Below are 18772 nucleotides of genomic sequence, written 5' to 3'. Positions count from 1 at the left end.
TATTGATTTTTAATCAATTATGTTTTTTGTCGTGTACTAAACGAACGTGTTTGTTATTGAACCTGCATTTTGTCGTTGCGTTCCGAAATCAGTTCCTTCTGCGGTTGATGGTGAGTTATCGCCGTCATTTAATGTGGTGTAAGGTGATGGACCGCCGACAACACTAATATTTGGATTTACTCCAGTACCTCGAACGTCGAAATTAAAAGGGTTTTCATCGGCATCGTTACTTGCGACATTAATGGTTGCGGTTCTTGTTCCTGTTGCGCTTGGATTAAATCGAACGGTGAAAAAGCCGGTGCTGCTTGCTGGGATGCTGGTGGGAGGAGCAGTTATCACGGTAAAATCTGCTGCATTTGTTCCTCCAATTGTTACTGCTATTCCAGTAAGTGCAGCTTGTCCTTGATTAAAGATTACGTAGGTAACCGTTGCGGTGCTTCCGTCGGCTTCGTTAACATTTCCGAAGTCGGTTCCGTTAGATACTGCAAAACCGGTACTACCATCGCCAATTCCATCTTGTCCGGTTCCGTCACTCATGGCTATTTCTGAAGTACCGAAAGTTATGATAATACGACCAGGGCGTCCAGCAGATGCCCCTGTTGCGTTTTGTTCTCCACGTCCGCCGCCGCCATTTCCAGTACCTGTTGCGGCACTTGCATTTCCGTTTCCGGCAGCTCCGTTTCCGGATATTCCTGCGTCGGTAGGGCAGCCACCTGCGGCGGTACCGGGTTGTCCTGCACCAGTGGCGCTTGGTCCGGCATTTCCGGTTCCGCCTGTTCGACCACTTCCACCACCGCTTCCTCCAGCTTCATCGTTTGCAGCTCCGCTAGCAGGTCTGGCGTTTCCGCCGGCTCCTCCTGCAAAGCTTTGCGTAATTCCGAAGATACCCGTAGTTGAAGCAGCGCCACCCGCACCACCAGTACGTGTGGTTGTTGTTAATCCGCCGTTGGCAATAATATTTGTATTAAAAATCGTATTTCCTCCATTTGTGCCTGTATTTCCCCCAGTACCTATAATATAATTTATTGTAGAGTTGGGAGTAACTGCTATGACTGCACGCGTATACGCACCACCACCGCCGCCGCCTAATGCCGAGCTTCCGCCCGTTCCGCCTCCTGCACCGCCGCCCCATAGCTCGACGGTGATTGATGTTACGTTTGCAGGCACTGTCCACGTTTCTGTGCCGCCTGGTGAATTGTCGGTAAAAGTAGCAGTTTGAGCAAAGCTCATAAAACTGAATAAGATGGTAACCGAAGTAATAAATCTTAAAAAGTGTACTTGTAATTTCATGTATGGTTCCAAATCATTTGTTCGTCGGCAAAAGTACCTTGCTAAAGTTCAGTTTCAGCGGAATTCGTGTGTTATATGCTATGAGACTATCAGATAAATCAATAGTTTTCAATAAGTTGTGAAGTCTTATCTACGACCAAGCACCTAATTTTCACGATTAAGTGTAGCTATAACGATTTCGTTGTCAATAAACTTTAACTATAGTGTTTACGAGAAAACGAGTTGTTTGGATTTAACTTTAACACTTTTTTTTTCTGTTAGCGGTTGAAGCGGCATCCTGCTGCAAAAATCCTGAAAGGTTTTTGTGGCAGATATAGCGGAAAGCGCGACCCTGATATTTTTGCCGTTGCGCCGACAGAAGCTGCGGGAAAAATGGAAGGGGAACAGCCAAATAATAAAAGAAGAATGAATAGAAAAGCAGTATAAACCGACTCGCATTTGGATTTTTAGCGAGTGACTTTCTGATATTTGAAGCTCTATAAAATAAAAAGACCGTCTGGTGCCGACGGTCTTTTTGGAATTTGGGGAAAAAAGGGTGCCGGATTAATGCAAAATCATTTTTCGGCTGTAAACAGCATTTTCGGTAGTGATTTTAACTACGTAAGCACCGATGCTGTGTTTTTGTAATTTGAAATTAAGTAGGGTAGTAGCGTTTACATCTGAAATGGTCTCGATTAGTTTTCCGCTGATATCAAAGATTTCAACTGCTTCGATTCGCTCATTACCGGCTTCGATACTCAGTTCATTAGCTTGGCTGTTATAAGCTACTGCGCACGTATTCTTTTGAATAGTTTCGACATTAAGCGGGCTATTGTTGAATGTAATTGAGAATCGGTTTTCGTATAAACCTGCTTCTAGGTAAATAGTAGCTTCGCCGTTTTTGATATCGGTCCATGTATTGGTTACGGAGTCGAAGAGGTAGATGTTTTCAGAGGTTTCGAAGTTTTCGATTTCGTCGACTTTAATAATAACATTACCGGTGTTTGCAGCTTTTACGCCAAGTGGAATTACTTTATCAACATCAAAAGTTCCTTCACCATCTATTACGTATTTGGAATCGTTTAGAATCATGTACATATCGGAAGGCGTTTCGTCGAACACAAGCGCGTCGTAGCCGGCATCGTAATTTTCTGTAGCGAATTGATTCATAAAACCAACAAGCAACTGGCGTCTTTCACCTTGAGGAGCTGTGCAGCTGAATTTGAATTTTTTGAAGGTATTTGTTGGAATTTCATCTTCTTCATTACCCGAGTCGTTCGAAATAGCAGAACGGAACATGACATTTGACTGTGCATTTGTTTCGCGAACGAACGCGCGCTGATTGTTGTTGAAAACTATAGATCCGCCGGTTGTATTTCCGGTAACGAAGAAGCCCTGTCCGACTGGGATGTATCTTCCTGCTGTGCGCGTTGAAGAACCTAAACCGCTGCCTCTGGGAGGGTTAACAGGAGGTGTTGAGCCTACTAATGTTAACGCGGCATAACCACCTTGATAATCGGCAACGTTGTGTGTATAGTTGGTGCTGTAGTGTTCCCAGAAGTAAAGTGTTCCGTCGAGAGCACCTAAGTTATCGTTAATGAAGGCGTGAGCGTCAAGTGCCGAAGGATATGGATTTCCACAAAGGTTTAAAAATCCGCCGCCAATGGGTAGTGTTATTTCACCATTATTTGGTTTTCCAACGAAACCGTAATTTTGATTAGCTCCGGCTGAACCAGGGACTTTCATGGTAAAACCTTCGCCTGGAAGCAGGTTACCGTCGACGCCGAGGAACGACCAATTCGCGTAGTCGTTTCCTACGTTTTGAAATTTATATAGCCAATATGCTCCTAGCGTTATTGGAGTTGTGGGTTGTCCGTTATAATCATCAATCCAGTTGATGTTTAGCAAGTTTTCTGGATCTGTTGCATCTCTGAGAACACCACTTAGGGTATATCCGGAATTCGGTGGTGTGTTTGGTGTGCTAACTGGCGAGCACCAGAAATTGTAATTAAATGAGTTTGATTGTCCGGATTGTTCGCGTTCGATACCGCCGATACTTGCTGCATCATAGTCGGAATCTGTAGTTTGAACCAGTTGAGATAGGCCGGTTAAATTAATCGTACCGTCGAGTTTTAGATAATGAGTAACTTCGATTTTCGAGTTGTTTGCAGCCGACATTTTGTTAGCGGTTACATCCAGCCCTAGAACTACTTTATTTCCAGTAGATTCGATGTTGTGTGCCGATTGTACGATGTTCCAAGCGATTCGTGTAGTTCCGTCTACAATAGAAAGGCTTTAAGGTGCATCGGTAACTGTTGCATTATTCCAAACTCCGGGTGTGTACCAATTGCCGTCGGCTGTTGAGCGATAGGGCAGTGGTGCTGTTTGATAATCAACGGTTGTTAGATTTTTCAAAGCTGCTGTGTAATCGTTTGTCGATTGGTCTTTGGCATTGGTGTACGTGTAGGTCGACATTGGGTAGTACGCTTCGAGGTTTGCGTAGGGAATGTCGGCAACTTCATTTTTCGTAACGCTTGCCGGTAGTATAGAACCATTCACGAAATTATTGTTGTTGCGCAGTTCTTGGTTCATGATGTAGCGCAGTTCTTCAGCACTCAATGCAGTACTAAACACACGTACTTCGTCGATACCGCCACGGAAGAATGATGTTGGCGAAAGAGCGTCGGCTCCTGCAATTAAGAATGATTGATTATTTGCGGGTACTACGGGTAAGATTTGAGCTGCTGCGGCAACACCATCGATGTATAAAGTGTAGACTCCGTTTTGTCCTGTAACTGCAACGTTGTGCCATATATCAGCTGGAATTACGGTAGAAGACGTAATTTGCTGTAATCCATCTGCGATGAAAGAAAATTCTAGCTGACCTGCGCTGTTGATTGTGAAGTCGTAACCTTCTGTGAAACTGGCATTTCTTTTTGATACGATGCTTCGGCCGTCTTGTTGTTTTCTTACCCAGGCCGAAATGGTAAAGTCGGTGTTTACGTTCAAAACCGGTCCGGCATCTAGGTAATCATTTACTCCGTCGAAGGTGATGCAACGCTCGAAAGTACGTTCAGGCGCATAACCGAATGTGATGTATCGAGTTCCGTTGAAATCGTATGTACATTCAAGTTTTGAGCCGTTGAATTTCATGATGCGGTATTCGGCTGTTGGGCTGAAGATTGGACTTGATGAGATGAACATTAGGAAGTCGCCAGGAGGCGTAATCGTAGAAGTTAAAAGGGTTGATGGCACTGAAACGGTTACTGTAGCCACATCGCCACCTGTTTCAACAACACGCCAAGTACGTCCAATGGAAACGAAATCGACTTGAGAAGTTAATCCGGAGATTCCACTACTCATATTTACGATAACTGGTGCTTGAGCGCCAAGGGTTCCGTTGTTTGAGCCCCAGACAAGGAACCGCTTGTCGCCTGCAAAAGTAGCTGTATTTGCGCTGTTTGTTTCAGCTATCGTGCTTAAGCCAATAGTGATATCGGCATTGGTATTTTCTGTTTTAGATTGTTTTTGATTAAGTCCGGATAAATCGTCGCGTCCGATACCTGCTACGTTGTAGTTAAATCCTGCGCCGGAGTTATAAACCACATTACCTGCAGAGTCGAGGTAGTTTTGACTGATTCCGTTTACACCTAATGTTATTCCGTATTTAATGGCTAGATACGATTCGATTCTTTGTCGATCGGTGGTGTTATTTCTTGTACTATAGTTGATGATTTCAAGAATATCGCCGTTGTATGAAGCATCGAAAAATTCGCTTCGACCGAGCCAGTATCTTGAGTTCACTATGTCTTTATACGTTGCTGGAAAAACTTCGGTTGTAGTTAGTAAATTACCGTTGCACAGAATTTCCATACGACCGGCGGCCGACTTTCGAGGGTTAAAGATTTGTACTCCTCGGTACGATTTAGTTGTACTGATTTCGCCTGTTCCGTAAGATGTTTGAGCACCTTGGTTGTATGCAAGAACTTCATTAGTATGGCGAACAGAGGTGTTACCCATTTGGAATCCAGTAACGTCTTGGCTGTTTCGGTTAGTTGCGATATCGTCTCCACAGTAGATGTCTTGTGGATTAGAAGCAGAAGTTATTGTACCAGTTGGACGAATAACGATGAACATTTCACTGTTGTAGAAGCCTTGGTTTCCTGACATGGAATTTGCTCCGTTAAAGTTCACAACTGGATTGAAGTTGACGTTTGAGCTCGGGTTATTTCGGAACTTAGGTTCACGAGCAAATCTAGAAATAGCTGTTTTAGTGCTTCCTAATACTTGATCTTGCCAAGTTTGCATGTCGTCGTTGTCGTTCAATGTTCCTACGTTGCTGTTAGCTTTTAGCCGGAAGCGTAAGTTTGAGGTAATTCCGCCCGGAGCTGACGTAGGAACAGGCGCGTTCACAATGTCGGCGCTTACCACAAAGTCGTAGGTACCTTCATTCGGATCGTTACTGGTTACGGTAATTGTTGCTGTTTTGACTCCAAGAACTGTGTTTGGTGTGAAGGTTACAACAAAAGACGCTACGGCACCCGAAGCTAGTGTAGCGGGAACTGGTGTGGCAGTAAAAAGTGCAGCGTTAGGTCCTGATATGCCCACTGTCGTACTAAATGTAAGGGAGTTGGTTCCTAGTGAATAGATGTTAAATGGTATTGCGATAGAAGTTGCACTATCGGTTTGACCGAAGTTCGTTTGGTCGTTAACGGCAGGTGTTGTATCTCCATCGGCGATTGAAATTTCATTACCTTGAATGTCGATTTCACGTCCTGCTACAAGTGCTGCTCCTTGAACTACGAAGTCGTATATATTCTCGTCGCTATCTGTATTGTTGATTGAAATTATAGCAACTGTAGTTCCAGCGACAGTAGGTGCGTAGGTTATTTGAAATGTAGAGCTACCTCCAGCCGGAATCACTGCATTTGGTTGCTGACTTACCGTAAATTCTGGACCTCCTGTTAGTACAACAATTGGTGTCCCTGTAAGGTTTAATGGTCCGGTTCCGGTATTAAAAATCGTGAATGTTCTTGTAATAGTTCCGGGAATAAGAGCTGTTCCGAAGTTGGTATGATTGGTCGGAGTAGTTCCTGAAGCACCGTCCAGAATACTAACACCATTTCCAACTATATCAATTTCTGGTGTTACTCCTGTGCCTCCGGTTCCTGCTAAATCAAAGCTAAATGGGTTTTCGTCGGCATCGTTAGTAACGATCGAGAAGTTGGCAGTTCTTGTGCCAACAGCGGTTGGAGTGAATCGAATGACAACTGAGGTAGATCCGCCCGGCGCCACTGTTGCTGCTGGTGCAGTTGCAACTACGAATTCGCTGCTGTTTGTGCCAGAGATTGTAATTGCGCCCAAGGTTAAATCAGCGGTTCCCGAATTTTCAATGATAAAAGTTCGGTTGAGTTGAATACCCACGTTTGTAGTACCTACATTGGTAAAGTCGGTGGTTTCGGGTGTATTGTCTTCGTCAACGATGTTAAATCCATTTCCAGAAAACACAATTTCTGGAGCAATAATCTCAGCAGCTACTGCTACACGCGGTACGGTAACGCAACCATTAACATTTGCTTCTACGTAGAATAGTGTAGTACTTACTAAGTCTGGAGTGGTAAATGACGTACCGGTCCCAAGAGCGGTGCCACCAACTGCTACATCGTACCAAGATATGGTTCCCGCAGATGCTGTAGCTTGTAGTGTAAGTGGACCGAAATCACTTCTTGAAGCGCCTGTTGTAGAAGTGATTGTTGGGTAGTCTGAAATTACGGCTAATGATCGTGGTGTACCGTTTCCACAGCTATTTGAAGGTGTTACAGTAACGTTACCCGTATCGGTGGTAGTTAATACAGTAACTGAAGACGAAGTTCCACCGGTTTGTTGCGTCCAGTTGGTTGGGAATGTCCAAGTGTAAGTAACGCCTGGTACAGCAGTTACGCTGTAAGATACGATCTGACCTGGACAAAATGTGCTACTTCCTGTGATGCTAGCTGGTTGACTCGGCACTGTGCTTACCGTAACGTTAGCTGTATTATTGGCAGAGATTGCAGTAGAACAAAGAACAGGACTGCTACCGCTTGAAAGATTAGTTATCGTTACAGTTACAGTACCAGCGTTGTTTAAAGTTGGTGTAGTAAATGTGCCCACATTAGATGCACTTACAGTCATTGCAGCGGTAACTCCGTTAGAAGTTACGCTGCCCGATAAATTGTATGTTACAGTGTAGGTTCCTTGAGGCAATCCGGTACCGCTTAAAGTTACAGTAACTGTTTGCCCAGAGCATATTGTAGAACTTGATAAAGTTGTTGAATTTAAGCTGTATGTCGGACAGGTCCATGTTACTATTGCTTGTCCAGGTCCACCAGGTCCGCCTAAACGATCGGTGGATGTTGCGGCACGTGCGCCACCACCGCCACCGCCTATTGCTAAAGCTGTAATACCGTTAGAATCTCCTACAACGCCGTTAGCTCCTGCGCCTCCACCAGTGGGTGCTGTTCCTCCCACGGCTGCCAAAGCGTTATTTCCATTTGATCCGGTTCCAGCGCTACTTCCACCCGCTCCTCCGGATGTTAAAGCAACACCAGCTGAACCTGCACCTCCGTAGAAATTAACTTGTCCGCCTACATTTCCGGTAAGTGGGCCAGTTGCTCCTGTCGCTGATTGGTTATTATTGTTTGCACGTGCACCGCCGTTTCCACCAACTGCTAATAGTGTTGTAGTGCTACCAAACCAAGAAGATCCGCCTGGTGCGCCTATACCCGTGCTTCCTGTACCACCTAAACCTACATTTACGGTATAATTAGTTCCTGCTACTACAGGTATTGCATTATGTCTGGTGTATGCACCTCCAGCACCACCTCCTCCAGCAGAATTAACTCCTGTAACACCACCTCCGGCACCACCAGCTCCCCATAGTTCAACACGAACCGAGTTAACACCCGCAGGAGGAGTAAACACGCCTGTGCTTGTGTATGTTCGACTTTGGGCAAATAGTTTTGAAGAAAGGGCAGTTCCTAATAATAGAATTGCGATAAGCAATAATCGTGTAGTTTTTTTCAAATCTCGGGGCTTTTAGATAATGAATTGATATGTCGCATTTTCAATGCAAGGCTAAAACTACATTAATAAGACATAGGACGCCAAATAAAAAGTGTTAAATTTTAACAAAATCAACGATGAAATGCAAAATATAGCGACAAAATGCGTTTCAGGATTAAAAATGTAAGAAAAAACTTATATTAAAGTTAACGTAAAAGCAGTTGTTTTATTTTGATGGTTCAGCCAAAAGATATAGTATAAAACAAAAAAATCGGTCCCTATTTGAGACCGATTTTTTAAGATATAAGTTGAAGGATTTAGTTCTTAAATGGGAACTTTCTCACATAAACTTCATTTTGCGCATCGTAGATTTTCACTAAGACGATCTGCGTTTCTGCTTGAAAGTCTGTTGCTGTAAATCGTGCTTGTGCTACTTGCTCTTTGCTGTACAACAAACGACCACGCAAATCGTAGATTTCTACTTTTGCGATATCGAATCCTTGAGCTTGTAGCTGTAAATGCTGATTCTGCTTAACTAGTACATCGGTACCTTTTGTAATCGTGCCCACGCCGAGCGTTTCAGCTTGATAAACTATCGTAAAACGCTGATCAAAACTACCTGCTTCAGTGATGAAGTTATAAGCCGATTCGCTTAAGTTGTGCGTGGTTCCACTCACTGCATCGTGTACATAAATGGCTTGTCCTTCTGCAAAAACACCATCGAAATGATCGATACTGATGTTGTAGCTACCACTTTGGGCCGCTACAAATCGCAACGGAACTTGGTCGGTGTTGGCAAACGGAAGTGCACGTGCCTGAATAACCAAGCCTTGACCGTCGATGACACTCGCCAGCGCATTAGTTCCTTCTAACAAAGTACCGTCGTACGATGCATCAATACCGTTACTGGCTCCTTGAATGTAGCCAATCAAAATCTGATTCACCGGTTGGTTTTCTGCCGAAAGGTTCAACCAAAAACGATGACGCTCGATGTTTTCTCTAAAAAACTGATTCTGGTTGTTCCCGGTTCGCATGCTGTTGGTAAAGGTTGCCGTTCCAGCAGTCGATTTCTTTAAAATAAAACCTTGTCCCACTTGGATACTGCCGTTTGGCGTCGGACCACCCGCTGTAGCTGCCGTACCTCCCGAGAGGTTAAACGAGGCATAGTTGGCCGCTGCCGTAGCGCCTTGCTGGCTGTGTGTCCAGAAGTAGATTGTTCCCGGATTATCGTTCAAGAACGATACCGCATTTACGGTAGATGGATACGGATTTCCAATTAAGTTATTTCCAGAACTCGCTACTGTCACTCCAATCGCGGCATTACCGTTGTTCGGTACACCTTGGAAGAGTCCGTTGAAGGTTTGCGGCGTGGTCGGGAAGGTATTGGGAGCCCGAATCATGTATCCTTTAGCCAAATCGAACGTATTTGTACCTGGATTTATCGGATCGAAATTGTTGGTAACTTCGTTTAAGGTGTAGAAACGATTGGTCATTGTAAGTGGCGAGAACGCCAAAAGGTTTTGATTAGCCACCGGCGACGACCAATACACGTAATCCAAGCGGCGCATGCTCGCCTGACGTTTAACTTGAATGGCTCCTGAGTTGGCTATATCGCGCACTTGAATCAAGTTGGCGTTGTTCTCTACAGTGAGTAAACCACCTGTGGCTACTTGTACTTTTCCATCTACTGTCAAATCAAAATTACTGTTTAGCGTAACTGTAGCTCCCGTGTTTACGACAACTCCGCACGCAGCCATATCGGCAGTGATGTTAAAATTAGCATTGAAAACGGCTTTAATGCCCGCAACTGAAAGTCCGTTGCTCCACGAAATGCCATTCCAAACGGTTTGGAACGGTTCGGTGATCGTGAAATTGCGCGTATGTGTTTTCAGTTTACTATCGGTAACAGTTACGATGTAGTTACCAGCTGCAAGTCCTGTTGCAGTTGAATTTGTTCCTCCAGTCGGACTCCAAGAATAGGAGTAAGGTGGAGAACCTCCTGTAACGTTGATTGTTGCTGTTCCGTTGTCCTCACCATTACAGCTTACGTTAATACTACTTCCTGAGCTACTCATCGGTGGATTTGTCGTTACTGTGAAAACTCCAGAATTTAAAGAAGGTTCGTTAGCATGAACGGCTCTAACGCGATAATAATAGGTGGTGTTTGCTGCAAGTCCAGTAACTTGGGTATTTATTCCGTTTACTGTTAGATCATTATAGTTTGCTAACAGCGATTGATTTGAAGATAAAATAACAATGTTGTCAATTCGGTTGGTTCCTCCCGAAACAACGGTAGCTCCATTAACCGCTGTGTTCGATGTTACGAGCCAGCGCAAGAAAACTTGGGCTTTGTTGTTGCAAATTTCAGGAAGTACAATATTATTGAGTACGCCCGATGTAAAGTTATTTGCGCATTGAATGTTAGTGGCGTTAGGGACATCTGTCCAAATACCGCTCGTTCCGATTCTATACTGTAATTTAAAATCTCTTGGTCCCGTGTTACTGGATTGTTGTGCTGATGAAACTCTAATGTTGTATCTGCCGGTTGTTACTAGGTCTATTTGCCACCATTTTGCTGCAACACTTGTCCAACCACTTGTGCTATATGCGTTGCCTGCAACTCCTGTGGTATAGGTTATAGCCACACCTGTATTTACAGATATTGTTTTGGTATTGTTGCCGTTACTGCCACTTGTTGCTGTAGTAGTATTTGTTGTAGCTCTCCATTCGGCTAGGGAAGATTCAGTTCCGAGGAATGTAGCAACTGTAATCACGTCTAGTTTATATGACGCGGGTGAAACACAAGGCGCGCTCCAGTTTGCTTGAAATTCGTTTTCTAAGATGTTAGATGCTGAAGAAGCAACTGCCTTATCGCTTGGGATATACGTGTATTTTAGAATAACTCCAGGATTAACTACAGTAGCTCCCGAACCTGTTGGTCCAGATGTACTTCCACCACTATCTGTTATAATATAAAATTCTTTACCGTTGGGAGCAATAACCACCGACCGGAGTCTGTTATTTGATGCAAAAAGCTCCTGCGGTGTACCTTCAATTGTAGAGCCATCGGCAGATAACTTACTTCTGAAAACACGTCCAGCCTTCAGAGAGGTACTAAAAAGCGACTTATCCCAACCGGGAATCCCACACGAATAACCTTCGTAAACTTTTAGCGAAGATGGAGCTATAGTGGGCCAAGTTAAGTAGCCGCCACTAAAATCGAAAGTGTTATCTACGGTGTAAAAAGTAGCAAGCGGTGGTTGAAAATCGGTGGCGTTGAACGAGCTTTCGGTTTGAGTCGTTGCGCCAGCTCCACAGGTGTAATCGGAGAATGCAATACCATTACAGTTGGTAGCGGTCGACCAATTGCAATACGTGTATGCTCGGTCGTCCTTAAATCCGGATATTCTAGGCCAACCGTAGTTTTTTGCTGCAGTGATGATGTTTATTTCGTCGTCTGATTTCGGTCCGTGTTCGTTCGAATATAGTATGCCGTTGCTTGAAAAGGCAATTCCTTGTGCGTTTCGATGTCCATAAGTAAAAATGTGGCTGCGTACATTGCCGAGTAGTGGATTATCGGAAGGTATTGAACCATCTAAATTCATTCGGAGTATTTTTCCTTCGTAAGTGCTATAATCGTTAGCAATTACCATAGCTGCGGTCGGTAAATCCTGTGAGCGAATTACCAAACACTTGTTGTCGAATTGGTTTTTACCCTGATCGCCAATGGTATAGTAGAGTTTGCCGTCGGGTCCGAATGCAAACTTAGCCGAGTTATGATCATTAGATCCGGGAAGGTTGTCAAGTAAGACAAGCGGCGACGAAAGACTACCGTCGGTTCCGTTGGCAGTAAATGTATAGCGAACAATTCTTAACCGCCTATTAGCGGCAGTGCTTGTGGTGGAATACGTATACGATAAATATATGTAATCGTTGCCCGTACCTTGACCAAATTGTGGATGGAGTATAATACCTAACAAGCCATCTTGTCCGCCGTTGCGCCAAACTAAAGCGCTCATATCAAGAAGTAAATCGACTGTTCCTGTGGCAACATTAACGCGCTGAACACGTTCGCCAACTCGTTCAGTGAGGTACAAGTAATTATCTGGACCATAAACCAGGTCGTAGGGATAATCAAATGTATTGTTGGGAACTAAAAGCGATTCAGTAAAGTTTTGGGCGTACACAGAAATAGAGAAGAAGAGGAGGAGTTGTAATGTAATTTTACGCATAGAAATACCGGTGTGCTTTGATTGGTAATTTGTTTTTTTGTATGGTGGAACACGTAACTTTCAGAGCAAACGGGCTGTCACCTTTTTCTTTATCAAAAGAATGCAATTTATCGATAGAACAAATCGTTTTGTCGATAAAATTCAAAGCTATTTGAAAAGAATTATTGAGATATACGAGTTAAATCAAAGATTAGATTTACAAGAGTTAATTTTTTTAACACTGTTCTCTTTTTTCGACATTCTAAGAGGTTATGATTTTGTGGAAACGGATTTTGCAGCCCTGATAGCATGGAAAGCCCGGAGGTAGTTTTTGTAGTTTTTGTTGATTGGTGCATGCGCCCAACGGAAGCACTGCAACAACAACTAAAAAACACAAAAAGTAACGAGGACTTGGAATAATAGCAGGTAATGCTGCCCAAAAAATAAAAAGACTGCTCAACGGAACAGCCATTTCTTACAAAAGAGAGAGATTTGAACTCTCGTCCGCCTAGCCGGATATGAATCCACCGCGCCTTAGTTCGTTAATGAAGTTCATGCGATGCCCAAGAACCTATAAACGGATAAAGCCCCTACGAGATCGTAAAGGCTTTATTCTTAAGTAGCGAGAGAGAGATTTGAACTCTCGACCTCAGGGTTATGAATCCTGCGCTCTAACCGACTGAGCTACCTCGCCATTGGTTTTGCGGCTGCAAAGATACATTCTTTCTTATGTTACGCAAACCCTCAAAGTATTTTTAATTATTTTTTTCGATTTTGTTGTTTTAATCCGATATTCATTATATTTCGCAAAAATTGACATACCAACCATGGAAGTAAAAGTTAAATACGAACTCGAGTTCCCCATCAATTCGTCGCCGCAACTCTTGTATCAATATATATCAACACCTTCGGGCTTAAGTGAGTGGTTTGCAGATAACGTAAACTCGCGAGGAGAGATTTTTACCTTTATTTGGGAGGATACCGAAGAGCGCGCCAGACTGGCTTCCAGAAAATCGGGCGAAAAGGTAAAATTTCGCTGGATTGATGAAGGAGATAAGGACACCGACTACTTTTTTGAACTCAAAATAATGGAAGACGAAATCACCAAAGATGTTTCACTTTTGGTAACCGATTTCGCCCCAGAAGACGAATTAGGCGAAGCAGCACAACTATGGGAAAATCAAGTTGCTGATCTCAAACATGTTATCGGTTCGGTGTAATTGCCAATCGAATTGTATCTTAGCCTTGAATTATCAAGGCTTTTTTTATGGCAAATGCATACCCAAATCCCGCTGAAATCAATCCTCACAACCGCAGTTTTTTATTCGGCGACGGCGTTTTCGATACCGTAAAAATTCGTTTGGGTAAGGTGTGTTTCGCCGAGTTGCATTATTTCCGACTCATGGCCGCGCTCCGAATTGCCCGTATGAGCATTCCAAAATGGCTCGATCAGGAAACCTACGAAGCTATGCTCTGCGAGAAAGCGAACGAAATTCAAGCCCCAAATGCGCGCGTTCGCATCACTTTTTTTAGAAACGTCGGCGGAAAATACTTTCCGTCAACCTCGCATGTCAGTTATACCATCGAAGCCGAACCGCTCGAACAGTCCGATTTTGCCGCAAGTAACGAGCTTTATGAAGTAGATATTTACCGCGATTTTACGATAACGGCACAATTGCTGTCGACGATAAAATCGACCTCCAAACTCATTCACGTAACGGCAGCGATTTACGCACAGGAAAACGACTGGCAAAACTGCCTGTTACTTAACGAACATAAAAATGTCGTTGAGTTGGTTAACGCCAACTTATTTGTGCGTTTCGGAACTAAAATAAGTACCGCGCCGCTCTCGGAAGGTTGCCAAAACGGCGTGATTCGAAAAACGATACTTACCGACGCAGTTTTAAAAGAAAAATATGCGTTTGAAGAGCGACCAATTTCTGTTTTCGAGTTGCAACAAGCCGATGAGCTGTTTTTTACCAATGCCATTCAAGGTGTGGGTTCGGTTACCAAGTACCGTAAAAAAGAGTACGAAAAAACGGCTGCAGCGGAAATCAGAATGCGTTTAAATGCGCTAATTGCCGAATAATTAAAGATTAATTTTGTCTCGGATCGTCGGGAGCATTCGACCACACAAGGTATTCGCCGCCTTGCTCCATCATTTTTTCTTTCCAAAACTTAGAGGTTGGCTTGCTTAAAATTTTGTTTTTGTAGCTGTTTTGAGTAACAATCCACGCGTGATCGTTCATTTCGCGCTCGAGTTGTTGCGCATCCCAACCGGTGTAACCCAAGAAAAAGCGTATGTTTTGTTTCTCGATTTTTCCAGAATTCATCAGCTCTTTGATGAGTTCAAAATCGCCGCCCCAATAAATACCGTTGCTAATTTCGACACTGTTTGGAACCAAATGTGGAATATTGTGAATAAAATACAAATTATCTTGCTCGACAGGTCCGCCGTTATACACCCGAAATTTTGCTGTAATGTCGGGCAGCAAGTCGCCAATATAAAAGGGAAGTGGCTTGTTAATAATAAACCCAACCGAACCTTCGCTGCTGTGATCGGCCAATAAAATAACCGACCTATTAAAGGAAACGTCGCCTAAAATCGAAGGCTCAGCAATCAGTAAATGTCCTTTATCGAGTTTATCCGCAGTCATGCCATTTGCGTTTGGATAAATTTAACAAAAAAAAGAATTGAAAAACAGCGCTTTTTAACGGTAACTTTCTTAAAATTTTCAAATTTTTACTAATGTCCTGAAAACCAAATTTGAAAAGCAAGTGTTTTTTTGATTTTTTTTGGGCGTTTCGGCAAAACCCAGGCCATTCCCGAACTTTTGCCGCCACGTCTTCCGCTGTATCTTTTGCCTGCGTTCCTACGGCAAAAGGATGTCGCTCCAGCCGTTAACGCAAAAATCGTTACCGAAAAAATCTTCTCGAATTTAGTACAAATAAAAAAGGCTGTTCGAAGTGAACAGCCTTTTTTATATGGGTGTTGTAGTTTTTACAAGCCGCCTTCTAATTCAGCACCTGCTTTAAACTTAACAACTTTCTTAGCTGCAATTTTGATTGTTGCACCGGTTTGTGGGTTACGACCTTCACGAGCCGCTCTTTCAGATACTGACCATGACCCGAATCCTACTAAAGAAACTCTACCGCCTTTGCCTAGTGCGCCAGCAACATTTTTTAGGAATGACTCAAGTGCTGCTTTAGCTGCTGCTTTCGAAATCCCGGCATCTGCAGCCATTGCATCGATTAATTCTGATTTGTTCATAATTTTCGTTATTAATGTTGGTTAAAAATATTGTTAATAGTAACAAATTTAATAGTTTATAAATACCACGCAACAAATTAGGCAAAAACTGACGTAAAAAAGTTTACAACTTTAACATTTGCCGGTATTATTGTAAGAAAAAACTTACTTTAGCTCGTAAACTCTTGTGTTTTCTGCCTATTAAGTCCGTTTATAAAGTCGATAGCACGCACTCTTTTCTTGCCTGCCAACTGTAATTCTTCAATTTTAAGCGCTCCCGAACCACAACCAACCAGCAATTCTTTACCTATAACTTCGATTTTACCCACTTCAATAGAATTGAGTTCGGGTTTTGGTGTTGCTAAAAAGATTTTTGCAGCTGATGTTGTCTCGCCTTCTGCAAAAAGCGTCCATGCAGTCGGGTAGGGCGAGAGGCCACGTATTAAGGCATCTACTTCAGTACAGTCTTTATTCCAATCAATTTTAGTATTGTCTTTGTTCAGCTTGGGTGCTTCACGTAATGTTTCTGTTTCCAACTGAATTTTAGGTTCAATCGTAGCTTGAAAAATTCCATCTAATGTCTCAACCACCAATTCGCGTCCAATAGCTAAGAGTTTGTCGTGCAAGCTTTCAAAAGTTTCCCGCTCGGAAATTTCCGTCGTTCGGTGCATAATCATCGCACCGGTGTCGATTTTATCGTCTATGAAAAAGGTAGTTACACCTGTTTTCGTTTCTTGGTTTATAATAGCCCAATTAATAGGTGCAGCACCCCGGTATTGCGGCAGCAGTGATGCGTGTAAATTAAAAGTGCCGCATTTTGGCATGCTCCATACGCTTTTTGGCAACATACGGAAAGCAACTACTACAAAAACATCAGCGTTCCAAGAACGTAAAGCTTCGGTAAATGCTTCATCCTTTAAATTTGTGGGTTGCAGTAGAGGTAGGTTTTGTTCCACGGCAAAGTCTTTCACGGCCGAGGTGCTCAGTTTTTGTCCGCGACCTGCGGGTTTATCTGCTACGGTTACTACCCCCACTACTTGATGCGTCGAAGTAGTTAAACGTTCCAAAACACCGCGGGCAAAACCGGGCGTTCCCATAAAAACAACTCGTAAACTCATAATTTTCGGTATGTATTGTCGGCTTGTATTTCTATTAATTCACGTTCCAGTAAATGCTGAATCGTAGCGATCAAATCTACGCTTTCCACTTGGAGTTCTTGTTCTAAATCCCGACTGCTTTTACTTCTCTCTTCTAGCGCTTTTAAAATTTCTTTCGATACATCAGGCTTTTCGGCAACGCGCTTTCCTCGGCAAACCGAACATTTGCCGCAATTTTCGGTTAATGGTTCTTCAAAGTACGTAGCCAAAGCTTGCTGTTTGCAAATCGTTTTATCTGCTGCAAATCGTATTACGTGATCTATTGCTTGTGTTTTGTATTCGTTTTCTGCTCGCAGCGATTTAACTACCGCATTGATATGATGCAAACTATCGCGATTTCGCAACAACCGAACACTGCAACTCTTACTTCTTATCAATGTTTCCATGATCGATAGCTCGGATAACTTCGTACACAAAGCAATCAAATCGGCTTCGCTGGTTTTGCTTAATCGACAAATTTTGACAACATTTAATTTTACACTGCCTTCAAATATTCCGGGATGCAAGCGTAAAATCGCTTCTAAAGGTGCTTCTGCTGCCTTATGCATACTCATGTAGCGCAAAACTTCTCTCGACTCAACTTTAAAATGTGCCTGAATTTCGGTACGCGTTTGCATATCGAATTGTATGTATTGCATGCGATCGAGAAAGCGAAGCGAGTGAAACACTTTTATCGATGCCAGCTGGTATTTTTCTGCGAAAGCATCAACATCTAAGCCATAAATTTCTCCAGCTCCAGTACCTTCGGCAATCACAAAATACCGATGCAAATTGTCGTACACCAATTTCACAAAAGCCTCGTCGGGCAAGCTGGCTAAAAATTGTGCTTTAACTCGGTGGATATCCGCTGCTCCGAAGAGCATCACGGCAAAAGCTTCGTTTCCATCGCGACCGGCACGTCCAATTTCTTGGTAATAGCTTTCCATGCTGTCGGGCAAATGCACGTGAATGACGCTTTGCACATCGGGTTTGTCGATTCCCATTCCAAAGGCCGAGGTGGCAACAATAGCTTGCTTTTTATTGTCGGTCCAAAGTGCCGCGTTTTCTTTTCGTTGATTTTCGGGCATCCCGCCGTGGTAGGCAGTTGCCGTTACACCGAGTTGTTCTAATGCAGCTGAAAACTCGGTGCATGCGCGTCGGTTTCGAACGTAGATAATCGCCGAACCGCGATATTTTTTCAAGATTTGTACGATACGGTACAGTTTATCTTCACATTCCCAAACAATAATGTTGAGGTTTGATCGAAAAACACTGCTTGTGAATAGTTTTGGATTTTTGAGTCGGAGTTTTTCGCTGATATCAGCTTTAACTCGTGGCGTGGCAGTGGCTGTAAGCGCAATCAGGGGTGCTTGTGGCGCGTATGCTCTAATCTCTGGAATTTCTAGAAATGCCGGCCGAAAATCGTGCCCCCATTGCGAAATACAATGCGCTTCGTCTACAACAATAAGTGAAATCGGTAACTGCGCCAGATTTCGGCGAACTTCTTCGTTGCTAAGCTTTTCCGGCGAAAGATAAAGTAATTTGTAGTTTCCAAATCGGCAGTTATCGAACATTCGCGTCAGCTCACTTTTTGGAATGCTGCCGCCAATTTGCATTGCTTTAATGCCTTTATCGCTTAAACTATTGATTTGATCTTGCATCAGCGAGACCAAGGGCGATACTACAATAGTGATTCCGTTTAGAAGTAGTGCGGGAAGTTGATAGCAAAGCGATTTACCGCCGCCGGTTGCCATAAATACCAGTGTATCGTTTCCGTCGAGAACACTTTCAATGGCTTCGCGTTGATTTTCGCGAAAGCTGGTTTTATTCCAATACTTTAAAAGAGTTTGACTTACGACAGACAA

10 protein-coding genes and 1 tRNA gene are annotated in these 18772 nt (G+C 43.4%); 2 read left to right on the top strand and 9 right to left on the bottom strand.

Features of this window, described 5'->3' with window-relative positions:
- Positions 1-36 precede the first annotated feature (36 nt).
- The 5 genes from CHX27_RS04770 to CHX27_RS04745 all read right to left on the bottom strand — a co-directional run bounded on the left by CHX27_RS04770 (position 37) and on the right by CHX27_RS04745 (position 13215).
- The gene (locus CHX27_RS04770; protein ID WP_094485623.1) at positions 37-1290 is read right to left on the bottom strand and encodes a choice-of-anchor D domain-containing protein; all 1254 of its coding nucleotides are present in this window, start codon (positions 1288-1290) and stop codon (positions 37-39) included.
- Positions 1291-1833: 543 nt separating this feature from the next.
- A complete protein-coding gene (locus CHX27_RS04765; protein ID WP_094485622.1) occupies positions 1834-3447 on the bottom strand; it encodes a T9SS type A sorting domain-containing protein in 1614 nt (537 codons plus the stop codon).
- Between the two features lie 117 nt (positions 3448-3564).
- On the bottom strand, positions 3565-8331 hold the full coding sequence (locus tag CHX27_RS04760) for a choice-of-anchor D domain-containing protein (protein ID WP_133063417.1): 4767 nt from the start codon (positions 8329-8331) through the stop codon (positions 3565-3567).
- Positions 8332-8627: 296 nt separating this feature from the next.
- Positions 8628-12542, bottom strand: a complete 3915-nt coding sequence (locus CHX27_RS04755; RefSeq protein ID WP_094485620.1) for a glucose/sorbosone family PQQ-dependent dehydrogenase — start codon at positions 12540-12542, stop codon at positions 8628-8630.
- 599 nt (positions 12543-13141) lie between these two features.
- A tRNA-Met gene (locus CHX27_RS04745) sits at positions 13142-13215 on the bottom strand.
- Between the two features lie 133 nt (positions 13216-13348).
- Between CHX27_RS04745 and CHX27_RS04740 the strand changes: the two genes are divergently transcribed.
- Both CHX27_RS04740 and CHX27_RS04735 read left to right on the top strand, forming a co-directional pair.
- Positions 13349-13741, top strand: a complete 393-nt coding sequence (locus CHX27_RS04740; protein ID WP_094485618.1) for an START-like domain-containing protein — start codon at positions 13349-13351, stop codon at positions 13739-13741.
- Positions 13742-13788: 47 nt separating this feature from the next.
- A complete protein-coding gene (locus CHX27_RS04735) occupies positions 13789-14610 on the top strand; it encodes an aminotransferase class IV (RefSeq protein WP_094485617.1) in 822 nt (273 codons plus the stop codon).
- Between the two features lie 7 nt (positions 14611-14617).
- Here the strand turns inward: CHX27_RS04735 and CHX27_RS04730 are convergent, their stop codons facing one another.
- The 4 genes from CHX27_RS04730 to CHX27_RS04710 all read right to left on the bottom strand — a co-directional run bounded on the left by CHX27_RS04730 (position 14618) and on the right by CHX27_RS04710 (position 18772).
- Positions 14618-15178 carry a YqgE/AlgH family protein gene (locus tag CHX27_RS04730; RefSeq protein WP_094485616.1) on the bottom strand — a complete coding sequence of 187 codons (561 nt, stop codon included), beginning with the start codon at positions 15176-15178 and terminating at the stop codon, positions 14618-14620.
- A gap of 344 nt (positions 15179-15522) precedes the next feature.
- A complete protein-coding gene (locus tag CHX27_RS04720; RefSeq protein ID WP_094485614.1) occupies positions 15523-15792 on the bottom strand; it encodes an HU family DNA-binding protein in 270 nt (89 codons plus the stop codon).
- Between the two features lie 149 nt (positions 15793-15941).
- Positions 15942-16889: a methionyl-tRNA formyltransferase gene (gene fmt / locus CHX27_RS04715; protein ID WP_394335690.1), complete on the bottom strand. Its 948-nt coding sequence runs from the start codon at positions 16887-16889 to the stop codon at positions 15942-15944.
- A complete protein-coding gene (locus tag CHX27_RS04710) occupies positions 16886-18772 on the bottom strand; it encodes a RecQ family ATP-dependent DNA helicase (protein WP_094485612.1) in 1887 nt (628 codons plus the stop codon). Before CHX27_RS04710 ends, fmt begins: the two co-directional genes overlap by 4 nt.

It is taken from the genome of Flavobacterium aurantiibacter (assembly GCF_002251775.1).
Taxonomy (GTDB): domain Bacteria; phylum Bacteroidota; class Bacteroidia; order Flavobacteriales; family Flavobacteriaceae; genus Flavobacterium; species Flavobacterium aurantiibacter.
The sequence above is the reverse complement of the archived record's forward strand: the minus strand, read 5'-3'. Positions and strand labels throughout refer to the sequence as shown.

Excerpts from the sequence above, each read along its gene's own strand:
- CHX27_RS04735 (WP_094485617.1), top strand. The coding sequence starts at position 13,789 with ATGGCAAATGCATACCCAAATCCCGCTGAAATCAATCCTCACAACCGC.
- CHX27_RS04730 (WP_094485616.1), bottom strand. The coding sequence starts at position 15,178 with ATGACTGCGGATAAACTCGATAAAGGACATTTACTGATTGCTGAGCCT.
- CHX27_RS04755 (WP_094485620.1), bottom strand. The coding sequence starts at position 12,542 with ATGCGTAAAATTACATTACAACTCCTCCTCTTCTTCTCTATTTCTGTG.
- fmt (WP_394335690.1), bottom strand. The coding sequence starts at position 16,889 with ATGAGTTTACGAGTTGTTTTTATGGGAACGCCCGGTTTTGCCCGCGGT.
- CHX27_RS04740 (WP_094485618.1), top strand. The coding sequence starts at position 13,349 with ATGGAAGTAAAAGTTAAATACGAACTCGAGTTCCCCATCAATTCGTCG.
- CHX27_RS04720 (WP_094485614.1), bottom strand. The coding sequence starts at position 15,792 with ATGAACAAATCAGAATTAATCGATGCAATGGCTGCAGATGCCGGGATT.
- CHX27_RS04765 (WP_094485622.1), bottom strand. The coding sequence starts at position 3,447 with ATGTCGGCTGCAAACAACTCGAAAATCGAAGTTACTCATTATCTAAAA.
- CHX27_RS04770 (WP_094485623.1), bottom strand. The coding sequence starts at position 1,290 with ATGAAATTACAAGTACACTTTTTAAGATTTATTACTTCGGTTACCATC.